Raw genomic sequence first — 14,909 nt, 5'->3', positions numbered from 1 at the left:
CATGACCGAGATCAACCTGGGCATGCCGGCGGCACCGCCGCCCGTGCTCGCGCCCCGCCGCCGGACCCGTCAGATCCAGGTCGGCAAGGTGGGCGTCGGCAGCGACCACCCGATCTCGGTGCAGTCGATGACCACCACGCTGACCGCCGACGTGAACACGACGCTGCAGCAGATCGCCGAGCTGACCGCCGCCGGCTGCGACATCGTGCGGGTGGCCTGCCCCAGCCAGGACGACGCCGACGCGCTGGCGGAGATCGCGCAGCACTCGCAGATCCCGGTCATCGCCGACATCCACTTCCAGCCCAAGTACGTCTTCGCCGCGATCGAGGCGGGCTGCGCCGCGGTCCGGGTCAACCCCGGCAACATCCGGAAGTTCGACGACCAGATCAAGGAGATCGCCCGGTCCGCGAAGGACCACGGCACCTCGATCCGCATCGGCGTCAACGCCGGCTCGCTCGACAAGCGGCTGCTGGAGAAGTACGGCAAGGCCACCCCCGAGGCGCTCGTCGAGTCCGCGGTGTGGGAGGCGAGCCTCTTCGAGGAGCACGACTTCCACGACTTCAAGATCTCGGTCAAGCACAACGACCCGGTGGTCATGGTGCGCGCCTACGAGATGCTCGCCGAGCGGGGCGACTGGCCGCTGCACCTCGGGGTCACCGAGGCCGGGCCGGCGTTCCAGGGCACGATCAAGTCCGCGACCGCCTTCGGCGCGCTGCTCAGCAAGGGCATCGGCGACACCATCCGGGTCTCCCTCTCCGCCCCGCCGGTGGAGGAGGTCAAGGTCGGCCTGCAGATCCTGGAGTCGCTGAACCTGCGTCCGCGGCGCCTCGAGATCGTCTCCTGCCCCTCCTGCGGCCGCGCCCAGGTCGACGTCTACAAGCTGGCGGACGAGGTGACCGCCGGCCTCGAGGGCATGGAGGTCCCGCTCCGCGTGGCGGTCATGGGCTGCGTCGTCAACGGCCCCGGCGAGGCCCGGGAGGCCGACCTGGGCGTCGCCTCCGGTAACGGCAAGGGCCAGATCTTCGTCAAGGGCGAGGTCATCAAGACCGTCCCCGAGTCGCAGATCGTCGAGACGCTGATCGAGGAGGCCCTGCGGATCGCCGAGGGCATGGAGTCCGTCGACGGCGCAGGCGCCAAGGTCACCGTCTCCTGACGGCTCGCCGGCGCCACGGTCGGGCGGGTCCGCCCACCACGATGGCGTGAACCCCGGGTTCCGGCGCCCCGGGCCTCGCTCCGCGGTGTACGCACGTGCGTACACCCGGGAGCGGCACCGGGTGGATGCGGCGGCTGTCAGCCGCGAGCCGGCGAGGCAACCGAACGTCGCCTCGGGGGACGCCGCAGTCGGAGTCCCGGCGCCCCGGGCCTCGCTCCGCGGTGTACGCACGTGCGTACACCCGGGAGCGGCATCGGGCGGACACGGCGGGCGGTGGCCGGGGGCAGCGACGCCCCCGCGCGACGCCGCAACCGGGCCCTTGGTCCCGCGGCCGCCGTGCCGTCCGCCGCTGCCGGTCCGCAGGCCGGACCGCAAGGGTGAGCCCATGGCAGGCGAGGTCCCCAGCGGTGCGATCACGGTCGGTGTCGACGAGTCCGAGGTGAGCCTGGTCGCGCTGCACCGGGCGGTGCGCGAGGCCGAGCTGCAGGACCGTCCGCTGTGCATCGTGCACGCCTACGACCCCCGGCCCACCGTCTACTCCGCGCTTGGCGCCATGGTGCCGCCGCTGGAGCTGACCGAGGCGCTGGACCAGGCCGCGGAGGAGGTCCTGCACCACGCCGGCCACCTCGCCCGTGCCCAGGCGCCGAAGGTGCGGGTCACCCTGGTGTGGAGCACGCTCGACGCCCGCGAGGCGCTCGCGGAGTGCGGCCGCAGCTCCTCACTGCTGGTGCTGGCCTCCAGGGGGCGGAGCACGATGCGGCACCTGCTGCTCGGGTCCGTGGGCCTGTGGGTCTCCCAGCACGCGCCGTGCCCGGTCCTCGTGGTCCGCGGTGAGCACGACGAGCGGGGTGAGCCGGTCGGGCGGCGGTGGATCGTGGTGGGCACCGACGGCACGCCCCAGGCCGAGGCCGCCGTCGGCTTCGCCTTCGACCAGGCCAGCCGTCACGGTGCGCCGCTGACGGTGACCCGGTGCCTGCCCGTCGAGGTGGGCGGGCACCACCGGGTCCACGAGGGCCCGGTCACCGGGGACACCCCGGAGGGCAAGGTGCTGGCCGAGCAGGTGGCCGCGCTGTCCGACCGCTACCCGCACGTGCGGGTCGAGAGCGAGCTGGTCCGTGGCCCCGCGGTGGGCCACCTGACCCGGCTGTCGGAGGCGGCCGGCCTCGTCGTGCTCGGCAGCCGGCCGCGCCACGGTCCCGGGCCGTGGGGGCTGGGAGGTGTACGCCGGGCCGTGGCCGAGCACGCCCACTGCTCGGTGGCCGTCGTACCGGCCCACCCGACCTCAACCGACCCGAGCGGTCCAGGTGACCCGGGTGCCGGGAGCGCGGTCCTCGAACGAGAGCGTCCCTGAGCGGCGCTTCGCCCGGCGCCGGATGTTGTCCAGCCCGCTGCGCCGGCCGACCTCGCCCAGCCCGACCCCGTCGTCGGTGACGGTCACGGTCATCTGCTCGGTGGTGCCCGACACGAGCACCTGGGCACCCGAGGCGTTCGCGTGCCGGGCGATGTTCGTCAGGCCCTCGCGGACCACGGCCACGACGTCCGCGGTGAGGTCCGGGTCGCTGAGCAGGTCGACGGGGCCGCTGAAGCCGACGTCGGGGGAGAACCCCAGCGCCGGGGTGACCTCGGCCGCGGCCTCCAGCACCGCCTTGCGCAGCTGGCCGCTGAACCGCTGGGGGGTGAGCTGGAAGATCGAGGACCGGATCTGCCGGATCGCCTCGTCGACCTGCCCGACGATCCGCTCCACCTGGGCGGCCTCCTGCCCGGCGAGGCCTGCGGCGACGCCCTGCAGGCCCATGCCGGCGGCGAACAGCTGCTGGATCACGTGGTCGTGCAGGTCGCGGGCGATCCGGGCGCGGTCCTCGAGCAGCAGCACCCGCTGCTGGTCGCGTCGTGCCTCGAGCAGCTCCAGGGCGATCGAGGCGTGGTTGGCGAAGCCGCTGGCCATGTCGACCTCGTCGTCGTCGAAGCGACGGCGCCCCCGCAGCCGGCCCACCATCAGCACCCCCCGGGGCTTGGCCGTGACGGTGCCGACCAGGGGCAGGACCATCACCGGCCCGACCGGCACCACCGCGGACAGGTAGACGCTCAGCGGCTGGGGGAGCCGGTCGCGGGTGCTGTCCACGACCACGGGGGTGCCGGTCTCCAGCACGTGCTTGGTCAGCGTGCCCGCGCTGGGGTAGGACGAGGCCATCAGCTCCTCGGCCCCGGCGCCGACCGCGACCTCGACGACCAGGGACTCCCCGTCCGCCGCGGGCTGGATGACCGTGACCACGTCGGCCTCGGAGAGCTCCAGCACGCTGCGGGCGATGGACTCGAACATCTCCACCGGCGTGCCGGTGAGCATCCGCAGCGTGGTGTCGCTGGAGGCCTGCAGCCAGCGTTCCCGACGCTGCCCGGTGTCGTAGAAGCGGGCGTTCTCGATCGCGGTGCCCGCGACGTTCGCCAGCCAGACGACCAGCTGCTCGTGCCGCTCGGTGAACGCCCCGGGTTCCGACGTCGCGAGGTAGAGGTTGCCGAACACCTTGTCGCGGATCCGCACCGGCGCCCCCAGGAAGCCCCGCAGCTCGGGGTGCCCGGCAGGGAAGCCGCTCGAACGAGGGTCCTCGGAGAGGTTCGCGAGCCGGATCGGCCGCGGGTCGTCGATGAGCGCGCCGAGCAGGCCCTTGCCCTCGGGGAGATGGCCGATCGCCTCGACCGTCGCGGCGTCCATCCCGACGTGGACGAACTGCTCGAGGTCCCGCCCGTCGGCCGCGACCACGCCCAGGGCGCCGTACCGGGCGCCGGTCAGCTCGAGGCCGGCCTCGACGACCCGCCGCAGCACCGTCGGCAGGTCCAGGACGCTCGAGATCCGGGCCTGCACCCGTAGCAGCACGCTGAGGTCGCCCTCAGGCACCACGGCGTCCCCGCGCTCACCCTCCACGCGACGAGGGTAGACGAGGAGCAGTCGGGCGGGCAGCGTGCTCGCCGACGGCCGGGCGACAATCGGGCGGCATGCGGGTGACGGGCCGGTGAACAGTGGGATCGGGCGGTGGCCGGCGGCGCGGCGATCCGGGATAGTGCGGGCGTGACGCTCTCGCGACGAGACCTGCTGGGTACGGCCGCGGCTTCGGGACTCGTCGTCGCGGCTGCCGCCGGCCGGTGGTGGCCCGACCAGGCGCAGGCGGCCGCCCCTCCGCTGCCCGACCCCGCCCACTCCGGCATCGAGCACGTGGTGGTCGTGATGATGGAGAACCGCTCCTTCGACCACTTCCTGGGCTGGCTGCCCGGCGCGGACGGCAGGCAGGCCGGCCTGAGGTTCCGCGACCGGTACGGCCGGGTCCATCCCACCCACCACCTCGAGGTCTTCGCGAGCTGCGGCTACGCCGACCCCGACCACTCCTGGGAGGGCGGCCGGATCCAGCTGGACCGGGGGCGCTGCGACGGCTTCCTGCGCTCGGGGGAGAACGACCTGCTGGCGATCGGCTACTACGAGCAGGACGACCTGGCCTTCCTCGGCCGGGCCGCGGGGGACTGGACGACCTTCGACCGCTACTTCGCCGCGACCATGGCCGAGACCTACCCCAACCGCTTCTACCAGCACGCGGCGCGCACCGACCGGGTCCACAACAGCACCGCGCAGTGCACCCTCCCGACGATCTGGGACCGGCTGGCCGGCCAGGGCGTCACCGGTCGCTACTACTTCTCCGACGTGCCGTTCACGGCCCTCTGGTACGACAAGCACCTCGACATCTCGGTGCCGTTCGCGCAGTTCCTCACCGACGCCGCGGCCGGCACCCTGCCCGCGGTGTCGTTCGTCGACCCCCAGTTCACCGACGAGGGGTCCGGCACCTCCAGCGACGACCACCCGCACGCCGACATCCGGGCCGGGGAGCACTTCCTCAACCAGGTGTACGACGCCGTCCGCAACGGTCCGGGCTGGGAGAAGACCGTGCTGGTCGTCAACTACGACGAGTGGGGCGGCTTCTACGACCACGTCGCCCCGGCCCACGCCCCCGACGCCTGGAGGAAGATGTCGCTGCGGGGCTTCCGGGTGCCGGCGGTGCTGATCTCCCCGCTGGCCCGCCGCGGCCACGTCGCGCACCACACCTACGACCACACGTCGATCCTGCGGATGATCGAGTGGCGCTGGGGTCTGGAGCCGCTCACGCCGCGGGACCGCCACGCCCGCAACATCGCCGAGGTCCTGGACTTCGAGCGTGGCCCGGACCTCTCGTCGACCACCTACCAGGTGCCGCCCGTGGTGCCGACCGGGTGCACGGCGGGGGAGGGTGAGTCCGCCGCGGAACGCGCTGAGTGGTCGGAGCTGAGGGAGCTCGCGACCCGACTGGGATGGAGGCTGCCGCAGTGAGGACCGTGAGGACGTCGACCGGGCACCGCCTGCCGCTGCTGCTCCTGCTGCTCACCGTGGCCGCCCTGGTGCTGCCGCCCGCCGTCGCCGCGCCGCACCCCGGCTCGCCCTCGGCGCCGCGGGCCTCCGGGGCGCCGGCCCGGGCCGCCACCGCGAGGTACGTGCCGCCGATCCGGCATGTCTTCGTCGTCAACATCGAGAACAAGGGCTACGACGAGACCTGGGGCCCCGACTCGGCCGCGCCGTACCTCGCGCGGACCCTGCGCCGCCGGGGCGTGCTGATGAACAACTACTACGGCACCGCCCACAACTCGCAGCCCAACTACGTCGCGCAGGTCTCCGGCCAGGGGCCGAACCCCCAGATGCAGGGCGACTGCCAGGTCTTCTCCACGTTCGTGCAGACCGGGACGGTCGCGCCCGGCCAGGCCCAGGGGACCGGCTGCGTCTTCCCGAAGGGCGTGGCCAGCCTCCCGGTGCAGCTGACCCGCCACGACCTGACCTGGCGCGGCTACATGGAGGACATGGCGCGCCCCTGCCAGCACCCGGCCCCGGACACCCGGGACCGGACCCAGCAGGCGAGCGCCACGAGCCAGTACGCCGCCCGGCACGACCCGTTCGTCTACTTCTCCTCGATCGTCGACCGCCCGACCTACTGCAAGCGGCACGTGGTGCCGCTCAGCCGGCTCACCCACGACCTCGCGAAGGCACGGCACACCCGCAACCTCACCTACGTCACGCCGGACTTGTGCCACGACGGCCACGACGCGACGTGCGCGGACGGTGGCCCCGGTGGGCTGAAGGGCGTCAACGCCTGGATGAAGCGGTGGATCCCGCGGATCCTCGCGTCTCCCGCCTTCCGCCGCAACGGCCTGCTGGTCATCACCGCCGACGAGTCCGACGGCCCCCAGAGCGACGCGAGCGCCTGCTGCGGGGAGGGCGCGTCGGCCAACAGCCCGGCGCCGGGGATCGCCGGACCGGGCGGCGGCCGGATCGGCGCGCTGGCGATCTCGCCGTTCGTGCACCCCCACACGTGGAGCACGACGCCCTACAACCACTACTCCCTGCTGGCCTCGATCGAGGAGGTCTTCGGGCTGCGCAAGCTCGGCTACGCACGCGCCGACGGCCTGGACCGGTTCGGGCTCGACGTCTACAACAGCGGCTGGAACGAGTGAGGCCGCGGCCGGGCCGATCGCTGCTGCCGCCACGGCCGGGTGCCGCGTAGGCTCGCGGCGTGCTGACCACCCGCCACGGGGTGCGCCCCCTGGGGCCGCCGGACCTCGACGACTTCCTGCACCTCGCCGAGCGGGATCCGGTGGTCAACGTGTTCGCCGACCACCGGGCTCGCACCACGACCCTGGAGCCGCGCTGGCTGGGGGGTGAGATGTGGGGCCGGTTCGAGGACGGCCGGCTGGTGGCGGCCTGCCACGTCGGCGCGAACCTGGTGCCCGTGCAGGCGCGCCCGGCGGACGCCCGGGCGTTCGCGGACCGGGCCCTGGTGCGCGGCCGCTCCGTCTCGACGATCGTCGGACCCCAGGACGCCGTGCGCGTGTTCTGGAACGAGGTCGCCCATGCCTGGGGCGCTCCGCGGGAGATCCGCTGGAATCAGCCGCACCTGGAGATCGCGACCACCCCGGCGGTCCGCCCCGACGCCGGCGTACGCCGGACCACCCGCGCCGACCTGGACCAGCTCTACCCGGCCTGCGTGGCGATGTACACCGAGGAGGTCGGGCTCTCACCCGAGTACGGCGGGGGCGCGGAGCTCTACCGCGCCCGGGTGACCCAGCTGGTCAGCCGCGGCTGGTCGTTCGCGCGCTTCGACGACGACCGCCTGGTGTTCAAGGCCGAGGTCGCCTGCGCCACGCCGTACGCCGCCCAGGTCCAGGGCGTCTGGGTGCCGCCCGACCGCCGCGGCGAGGGCCTGGCCACCGCGGGCATGGCCGCGGTGGCGGAGTTCGTGCGCCAGGAGATCGCGCCCGTGGTCTCGCTCTACGTCAACGAGTGGAACGAGGCCGCCCGGGCCGCCTACGAGAAGGTCGGGTTCCGGGAGACCGCCCGCTTCGCGACCGTGATGTTCTGACCGGGGCTCCCTCTCTGCTCCGGGAGTGCTCCGAGACTCCGGGGACCGGGCCGGATCCCCGCGGGCCGGGTCACCGCAGGTCGGGCAGCGGACGCAACGCCGAGGCGCGCTCGCAGTCGGCGACCACGCACCGCACCGTGGCGGCCTTGCGAGCCCCGTTGGTGTCGAGCAGCAGCGCCTTCTCGGTCTCCCACGTGAGCAGCCCGAAGTAGCGGGCGGAGTAGTGGGCGAGCAGCCGGCCGCCCGCGGCGCGCACCCAGGTGTCCCGGGCGCCGAGCCCGTCGGCGAGGATCGGGATCGTCGCCATCCGGCCGTGGCGCGGCGAGAAGACCTGCACCCGCTCGTCGCACGAGCGCCACACCCGGTCGCGCCCCCGCAGCGTCGACACGACCGAGCAGCCGCCGTCGTAGGGGTCGCGGTCGTAGGTCGCGACCCGGTCCGCGCTGATCTTCGCCGCATAGCCGGGACGCTGTGCGATCCGCCTGGTCCCGTCGGTGCCGGTGTTCCACCAGAAGGTGCGGTCGGGGCCCCAGCCGCCCAGCACCATCCGGGTCCCGGCGAAGTCGAGGATGTTTACCGCACCCAGGAAGCGCCGGTGCGCCTCCAGGCGGCCGTCGCGGCTGTCCCACACCCGGATCCCGGTGCGGTGCCGCCCCTGGTCGGCCCAGGCGAGCCGGGCGCCGTCACCGGACAGCCACGTGTCCCAGATCGGCACGCCGCGCAGCACCACGGTCCGGCCGCCGGACGCGGTGAGCCGCAGCACGCGGAAGTGGTCGGTGCCGGAGCTGTCGCTCGCGCCCACGACGTACGCCGGGCCGGAGGTGCCCAGCAGCCGCACCTGGCCGGCGGGCACCCGGATGCGGGTGTCGCCGTCCACGACGGTCGTCCCCTCGATGTGGGGGATCGTGACGTCGGGGCCGCGCTCGAGCGCGCCCGGTCGCAAGCGGGTGTCGGGGACCGCGGCGGCCGGCGCCGCGAGGCCGAGGACCAGGCCGACGACCAGGGCGGGGAGCAGGGTGGCGGAGGCGGCCGCGACGGCGGCGAACGAACGCTTCATACCTGCATGACGAGCCGCCGGCCGGGAAGGTTGCGGTCGCGGCGGAACTGGTTCGCGGCGCCGCGGGGCCCACGGCTAGCCTTGCCCGCATGATCTTGAGGATGTCGAGCCTGTTCGTGCGGACCCTGCGAGAGGACCCCGCGGACGCCGAGGTGCCGAGCCACCGGCTCCTGGTCCGGGCGGGCTACATCCGGCGCGCCGCCCCGGGCATCTACACCTGGCTGCCCCTCGGCCTCCGGGTGCTGCGCAAGATCGAGAACATCATCCGTGAGGAGATGGACGCGATCGGTGCCCAGGAGCTGTCGTTCCCCGCGCTGCTGCCCCGCGAGCCCTACGAGGCGACCGGACGCTGGACCGAGTACGGCGACAGCCTGTTCCGGCTCCAGGACCGCAAGGGCAACGACTACCTCCTCGGGCCCACCCACGAGGAGATGTTCACGCTGGTCGTCAAGGACCTGTACTCGTCGTACAAGGACCTGCCGCTGTCGATCTACCAGATCCAGACCAAGTACCGCGACGAGGCGCGGCCCCGGGCCGGCCTGCTGCGCGGCCGCGAGTTCGTCATGAAGGACTCCTACTCCTTCGACGTCGACGACGCGGGCCTCGAGGCCAGCTACCAGAAGCACCGCGACGCCTACATCCGGATCTTCGACAAGCTCGGCTTCGAGTACGTCATCGTCAAGGCGACCTCCGGTGCCATGGGCGGATCGAAGTCCGAGGAGTTCCTGGCCAAGGCCGCGGTGGGTGAGGACACCTACGTCCGCTGCACCCGGTGCGACTACGCCGCGAACGTCGAGGCGGTCGAGGTGCGCGCCCCCGCCCCGCAGTCGTACGACGGCGTGCCCGACGCGCACGCCGAGGCGACCCCGGACACGCCCACCATCGACTCGCTGGTCGGCCTCCTGAACGCGAAGTTCCCCCGCGAGGACCGTCCCTGGGCCGCGGGGGACACCCTGAAGAACGTGCTGGTCACCCTCAAGCACCCCGACGGCACCCGCGAGCCGATCGCGATCGGCCTCCCCGGCGACCGTGAGGTCGACCAGAAGCGGCTCGAGGGCCAGCTGGAGCCGATCGAGGTCGAGCCCTTCGACGAGGCCGAGTTCAAGAAGCACCCCGCGCTGGTCAAGGGCTACATCGGGCCCGGCGCGCTGGGGGAGAAGAACGCCACCGGGATCCGCTACCTCGTCGACCCGCGCGTCGTCGAGGGCACCCGGTGGGTCACCGGCGCCGACGTCGAGGGCAGCCACGTCATCGACCTGGTCGCGGGCCGCGACTTCACCCCCGACGGCACGATCGAGGCCGCCGAGGTCCGCGACGGCGACGCCTGCCCCAGCTGCGACGAGGGCACCCTCGAGGCGGCGCGCGGCATCGAGATGGGCCACATCTTCCAGCTCGGCCGCAAGTACGCCGACGCGCTGGACCTGCAGGTGCTCGACGAGAACGGCAAGCTCGTGACCGTCACGATGGGCTCCTACGGCATCGGCCCGTCCCGCGCCGTGGCCGCCATCGCCGAGGGCACCCACGACGAGCTGGGCCTGGCCTGGCCCCGCGAGGTGGCCCCGGCCGACGTGCACATCGTCGCCACCGGCAAGGACGAGCACGTCTTCGCGGTCGCGGAGCGGGTCGCGCACGAGCTGGCCGGGCAGGGCGTCGAGGTGCTCTACGACGACCGTCCCAAGGTCAGCCCCGGCGTGAAGTTCAAGGACGCCGAGCTGCTCGGCGTGCCCACCATCGTCGTGGTCGGCAAGGGCCTGGCCCAGGGCACGATCGAGATCAAGGACCGGGCCACCGGGGAGCGGCAGGAGGTGCCCGCCGACCACCTGGTCGACCACGTGGTGAGGCGCGTGCGTGCCTGAGGGCCGGGGCGTCGAGGCGGTCATCTTCGACTGGGGCGGCACCCTCACCAAGTGGCACGACATCGACTTCCACGCCGAGTCGCTGGCGCTGGCCCGGGCCGTGGTGAACTCCGAGCACGACCACCACGTCAACGCGCGGCGGCTGCACGCCGCCGGCGACGTGGTCTGGGGCCGCAGCCGCGACCAGCACCGGAGCGCGGGCCTCGGCGACCTGTTCGACGCGGCCGGCCTCGAGCACGACCCGGAGCTGCTCGACGCCTACTACGAGTTCTGGGAGCCGCACACCGCCACCGATCCGGAGGTGGGGCCCCTGTTCGAGGCGCTGCGTGCCGAGGGCCTGAAGGTCGGCGTGCTCTCGAACACCATCTGGCCGCGGGAGTGGCACCGCGGCTTCTTCGAGCGCGACGGCGTGCTGCACCTCATCGACGGGGACGTCTACACGAGCGAGATCTCCTGGACCAAGCCGTCGCCGCACGCGTTCGCGGCCGCGATGGCCGCGGTGGGCGTCGAGGACCCGGCCCGCTGCGTGTACGTCGGGGACCGGCTCTACGACGACATCTGGGGTGCGCGGAACGCCGGGCTGCGTGCGGTCCACGTCCCGCACAGCGCGATCCCGGCGAACCAGGTCGGGCACACCGAGGGCGAACCGGACGCGGTGGTCGAGCGGCTCTCCGACCTCCTGGCGGTCGTCGCCGGCTGGGCCTGACCTGCGGGCCCGGTTGCAGGTTCCTGCAATGCGAAATCATGAGGGGGAGCGGATCTCGCCCTTGAACCGGCCGCTGCTGCATGATCTTGCACAGGAGATCGTCAGTCCCCCCACGTCGGGCGAGATCCTTCCGGCCGACCTCCAGCCTCGGCCTCAGCGGTCCGTGTACTCGTCAGCTCCGGGGAACATCTCGGGAGTTCCCCGGAAGGCGAGCACACGGACCGCTGCGTCTTCCAGGGCCGTCACCGCCCAGCGGCGCCGGTGCCCGGTGGTGCTCGCCACGAGGGCGGCGTAGGTCGCCGCGCAGGCGTCCTCCACGTCGCGCGCGACGCGGCACAGCTGGGCGGGGGCGCGCAGCGGCGCCGGCACGTCGTAGGCCGCCGCGGCCGCGACCGGGTCCGCCCCGAGGTCGGTGAGGTCCCGGGTCAGCACGTCCCGGCGGCCCCGGTGCGTCGTGTAGGCGCTGGTGACCGCGGCGAAGAGGGCCGGCTCCCCGGACTGCGTGGTCTGGCCACCGAGGACGCCGTACACGTAGACCGCGGCGTGCTCCGCGGCCAGCGTGGCCTGCAGGGCCTCGATCTCGCTCACGCGGCCGCGACCTTCCCGTGCTGCGCGTCGGCGGCGAGCCGTTGGGCGGCGCCGGCGGCCATGGCGGCCAGCACCCTCGCCAGGCTGCCGCTCGCGGCTGCCACGGACGCGTCGGCGAGGTGGCGTCGCCCGAGCTGTTCGTGCCGGGTGAGCTCGTGCCACGCGGCGGCCGGGGTGCGCGCCGTGGCGTCGCCCGGCGCGCCGCCGCCGTCCACCGGCGCGGGGGCGTCGAGCGCCTGGAGGTGGGCCGTGTGCAGCTCGCGCCACGGTCGCAGCCGGGAGCGCAGGGAGGGGAAGCGCGCCTCGAGGGCGTTGACCTGGCCCAGCAGCTCGGTGAGCTGGCCGGTGACCCGGTCGACCAGCGCGAGGTCCGGATCCGGCGTCGCCGACACGCCCGGGGCGGCTGCCGTCCCGCCGCGATGAGCATCACACCCGGAGGCGGCCGCGACCCCGAGGACCAGGCCGGCGGCGAGGGTCCGGCGGCCGAGCGCCGGCGGCGCGGTGCGGTGGCGGTGGTCGGACACGCCGCCGACCCTATCGCCGCGGGCCGGCCGGGGGCCCGCGGAGGACGACGTACGCCGTGGGCGTGGTCCCCGGCCGGCTCCGGCGAGATGAACCGGGCGGTGACCAGCGGCTATCGTGGTTCCTCGACAACAGCACAAGGAGGTCGCACCCGTGAGCAGTGCCAGGCAGGACGCCGTCCGGGACCGGATCGAGCAGGAGCTGGTCGACCCCCTGAGCGCCCTCGGCCTCGATCTGGAGGCCGTCGAGATCTCTCCGGCCGGCAAGCGCCGGGTCCTGCGGGTCGCCGTCGACAGGGACGGCGGGGTCACCCTCGACGACGTGGCCGACGCGACCCGCAAGGTCTCGGAGGTGCTCGACAGCTCCGACGTGATGGGGGAGCAGCCCTACACGCTCGAGGTCACCTCCCGGGGTGTGGACCGTCCGCTCACGCTTCCGCGCCACTGGCGCCGCAACGCCGACCGGCTGGTGAAGGTCACGCTGGCCGACGGCTCCAGCCACACCGGCCGCATCCTCGACAGCGACGAGGACAAGGCCACCCTGGACGTCTCGGGCCACCGGCAGGACGTGGCGTACGCCGACGTCGCCAAGGCCCTCGTCCAGGTCGAGTTCAACCGCAAGCCGGGCTCCGGCGCCCGCACTGAAGACACCGAGGAAGAGGACGCCTGATGGACATCGACCTGAGCATCCTGCGGATGCTGGAGCGGGAGAAGGAGATCTCCTTCGACGTCCTGGTGGAGGCGATCGAGCAGGCGCTGCTGACGGCGTACCACAAGACCCCGGGCGCGCGGGACAACGCGCGCGTCCAGCTGGACCGCAAGACCGGGCACGTCACGGTGCTGGCGGCCGAGGTCGACGAGGACGGCAACGTCGTCGGTGAGTACGTCGACACGCCCGAGGGCTTCGGCCGGATCGCGGCCACGACCGCGAAGCAGATCATGCTGCAGCGGCTGCGCGACGCCGAGGACGACATCAAGTTCGGGGAGTTCTCCGGCAAGGAGGGCGACATCATCTCCGGGGTGATCCAGCAGGGTCGCAACCCCGACGACGTGATGGTCGACCTCGGCAAGATCGAGGCGCTGCTGCCGGCCGGCGAGCGGGTGCCCGGGGAGCGCTACCAGCACGGCGACCGCATCAAGTGCCTGGTCGTCTCGGTGCGCAAGGGCATGCGCGGCCCGCAGATCACCCTGTCGCGCACCCACCCGAACCTGGTGAAGAAGCTCTTCGCGCTCGAGGTGCCCGAGATCGCCGACGGCACCGTCGAGATCGCCGCGCTGGCCCGCGAGGCCGGCCACCGCACCAAGGTCGCGGTGTTCACCCGGGCACAGGGCGTCAACGCCAAGGGCGCGTGCATCGGCCCGATGGGACAGCGGGTCCGCAACGTGATGTCGGAGCTGCACGGCGAGAAGATCGACATCGTCGACTGGTCCGAGGACCCCGCCGAGCTGGTCGCGCACGCACTCTCGCCCGCCCGGGTGTCCTCGGTCGAGATCGTCGACGCGGCCGCGAAGTCCGCGCGCGTGGTCGTGCCGGACTTCCAGCTCTCGCTGGCCATCGGCAAGGAGGGCCAGAACGCCCGCCTCGCCGCCCGCCTCACCGGCTGGCGCATCGACATCCGGAGCGACGAGGCAACCGAAGGCTGACGAGGAGCGCCGACTCGGCGGAAGCCGCACTGCCTGAACCTGCCCACGAGCCCGGCGAGCGCAGCGAGCGGCGGCCGCGGGGTGGGCTCGGTCGCCGTGGGGCTGCCACCTGGATCTGCGGTTTGGCGGCAAACCGCAGATCTCCGGGCCGTCTGGGTGCGGTTTGTCGCCAATCCGCAGCGGCCTGGGTGGGGGTCTGGGGTACGGCGGTGGGTGGGCCACCGTTTCCGCGCTGGGTTCGGTGGAGGGCTCACCGCTGGCGGGGGCGGTTGCGGTTTGGTGGCAAACCGCAGATCTCCGGGTCGTCTGGGTGCGGTTTGTCGCCAATCCGCAGCGGCCTGGGTGGGGGTCTGGGGTACGTCGTCGCGTCCACCGGGATCCGGCCCGCCCCCCTCCCGAGGGGTGGACGGCTCGTCGGGTCAGGGGGGAGGAGACCGGAGATCGTGGGTGCGCACGCACGCTGGCCGGGGCCGGGTCGGCCGGCCGCGAAAACCTCGGTTCGGTATCCGCTGCCCGGGCACGGTAAGGTTGCCTCAGTGGTTCGCCAACACGCCCCTGTTCCCTGCCCGGAGACCGACCTCGTGTCGGGGCCGGTCAGGACCTGCATCGGTTGTCGGAAGCGGGCCACCAAACGCGAGTTGCTGCGGGTCACCGCCGGCTCGGACGCGCACGGCGCCAGCGCCGTCGTTCCCGATCCCGACGGCACCGCACCCGGGCGGGGCGCACACCTGCACCCCACGTCCGAGTGCTTCGACCTCGCGGTGCGGCGGAAGGCCTTCACCCGCGCCCTCCGGGCCGGGACCGGGCTGTCCTCCACGCTGGTGCGTGAGTACCTCGACTCGTGGCAAGCCAAGCCCTGATGACCGACAAGAAACTGGAGCAGCAGCTCATGAGCACTCGATGAGTACTTCGCGATGAGTTTGCACAACCACTAACGGTCTCGAGGATCCCCAGCTCGG

General features: G+C 73.1%; 14 protein-coding genes. 10 read left to right on the top strand and 4 right to left on the bottom strand.

Annotated elements, in window-relative coordinates; translation table 11 throughout:
* Position 1 precedes the first annotated feature (1 nt).
* Both ispG and BJZ21_RS12330 read left to right on the top strand, forming a co-directional pair.
* A complete protein-coding gene (gene ispG / locus BJZ21_RS12335) occupies positions 2-1,153 on the top strand; it encodes a flavodoxin-dependent (E)-4-hydroxy-3-methylbut-2-enyl-diphosphate synthase (protein ID WP_179664024.1) in 1,152 nt (383 codons plus the stop codon).
* A 385-nt stretch (positions 1,154-1,538) separates the two neighbouring features.
* Positions 1,539-2,504 (top strand): universal stress protein, encoded by a 966-nt coding sequence (locus tag BJZ21_RS12330; protein WP_179664023.1) that lies wholly within the window; start codon positions 1,539-1,541, stop codon positions 2,502-2,504.
* Here BJZ21_RS12330 and BJZ21_RS12325 read toward each other — a convergent pair.
* Entirely contained in the window at positions 2,436-4,073 is a 1,638-nt protein-coding gene (locus BJZ21_RS12325; RefSeq protein WP_179664022.1) for a GAF domain-containing protein, read from the bottom strand. The genes BJZ21_RS12330 and BJZ21_RS12325 overlap by 69 nt on opposite strands.
* Before the next feature lie 144 nt (positions 4,074-4,217).
* Between BJZ21_RS12325 and BJZ21_RS12320 the strand changes: the two genes are divergently transcribed.
* From BJZ21_RS12320 to BJZ21_RS12310, 3 genes are read left to right on the top strand one after another with little or no spacing between them, the layout of a single operon-like run.
* On the top strand, positions 4,218-5,501 hold the full coding sequence (locus BJZ21_RS12320; protein ID WP_343052117.1) for an alkaline phosphatase family protein: 1,284 nt from the start codon (positions 4,218-4,220) through the stop codon (positions 5,499-5,501).
* Complete coding sequence (locus tag BJZ21_RS12315; RefSeq protein ID WP_343052116.1) at positions 5,498-6,673, top strand: alkaline phosphatase family protein; 1,176 nt, start codon at positions 5,498-5,500, stop codon at positions 6,671-6,673. The genes BJZ21_RS12320 and BJZ21_RS12315 overlap by 4 nt, the downstream gene beginning before the upstream one ends.
* A 59-nt stretch (positions 6,674-6,732) precedes the next feature.
* Complete coding sequence (locus tag BJZ21_RS12310) at positions 6,733-7,578, top strand: GNAT family N-acetyltransferase (protein WP_179664019.1); 846 nt, start codon at positions 6,733-6,735, stop codon at positions 7,576-7,578.
* Positions 7,579-7,648: 70 nt separating this feature from the next.
* Here the strand turns inward: BJZ21_RS12310 and BJZ21_RS12305 are convergent, their stop codons facing one another.
* On the bottom strand, positions 7,649-8,635 hold the full coding sequence (locus BJZ21_RS12305; protein ID WP_179664018.1) for a hypothetical protein: 987 nt from the start codon (positions 8,633-8,635) through the stop codon (positions 7,649-7,651).
* Between the two features lie 89 nt (positions 8,636-8,724).
* Here BJZ21_RS12305 and BJZ21_RS12300 point away from each other — a divergent pair, with 89 nt between their 5' ends.
* Positions 8,725-10,491, top strand: coding sequence for a proline--tRNA ligase (locus BJZ21_RS12300; protein ID WP_179664017.1), 1,767 nt, complete (start codon positions 8,725-8,727; stop codon positions 10,489-10,491).
* A complete protein-coding gene (locus tag BJZ21_RS12295; protein ID WP_179664016.1) occupies positions 10,484-11,197 on the top strand; it encodes an HAD-IA family hydrolase in 714 nt (237 codons plus the stop codon). Before BJZ21_RS12300 ends, BJZ21_RS12295 begins: the two co-directional genes overlap by 8 nt.
* A 153-nt stretch (positions 11,198-11,350) precedes the next feature.
* Here BJZ21_RS12295 and BJZ21_RS12290 read toward each other — a convergent pair whose 3' ends face one another.
* Positions 11,351-11,785, bottom strand: coding sequence for a DUF4439 domain-containing protein (locus BJZ21_RS12290; RefSeq protein ID WP_179664015.1), 435 nt, complete (start codon positions 11,783-11,785; stop codon positions 11,351-11,353).
* Entirely contained in the window at positions 11,782-12,309 is a 528-nt protein-coding gene (locus BJZ21_RS12285; protein ID WP_179664014.1) for a hypothetical protein, read from the bottom strand. The genes BJZ21_RS12290 and BJZ21_RS12285 overlap by 4 nt, the downstream gene beginning before the upstream one ends.
* A 151-nt stretch (positions 12,310-12,460) precedes the next feature.
* On the opposite strand from BJZ21_RS12285, the gene rimP reads away from it, so the two are divergent.
* The 3 genes from rimP to BJZ21_RS21415 all read left to right on the top strand — a co-directional run bounded on the left by rimP (position 12,461) and on the right by BJZ21_RS21415 (position 14,810).
* Positions 12,461-12,976, top strand: coding sequence for a ribosome maturation factor RimP (gene rimP, locus BJZ21_RS12280; protein WP_179664013.1), 516 nt, complete (start codon positions 12,461-12,463; stop codon positions 12,974-12,976).
* Complete coding sequence (gene nusA / locus BJZ21_RS12275) at positions 12,976-13,950, top strand: transcription termination factor NusA (protein WP_179664012.1); 975 nt, start codon at positions 12,976-12,978, stop codon at positions 13,948-13,950. The genes rimP and nusA overlap by 1 nt, the downstream gene beginning before the upstream one ends.
* Positions 13,951-14,138: 188 nt before the next feature.
* Positions 14,139-14,810: a YlxR family protein gene (locus tag BJZ21_RS21415; RefSeq protein WP_343052115.1), complete on the top strand. Its 672-nt coding sequence runs from the start codon at positions 14,139-14,141 to the stop codon at positions 14,808-14,810.
* The last annotated feature ends 99 nt before the right edge of the window (positions 14,811-14,909 follow it).

The organism is Nocardioides panaciterrulae (genome assembly GCF_013409645.1).
Taxonomy (GTDB): domain Bacteria; phylum Actinomycetota; class Actinomycetes; order Propionibacteriales; family Nocardioidaceae; genus Nocardioides; species Nocardioides panaciterrulae.
This window is presented reverse-complemented; position numbering and strand designations above follow the sequence as displayed.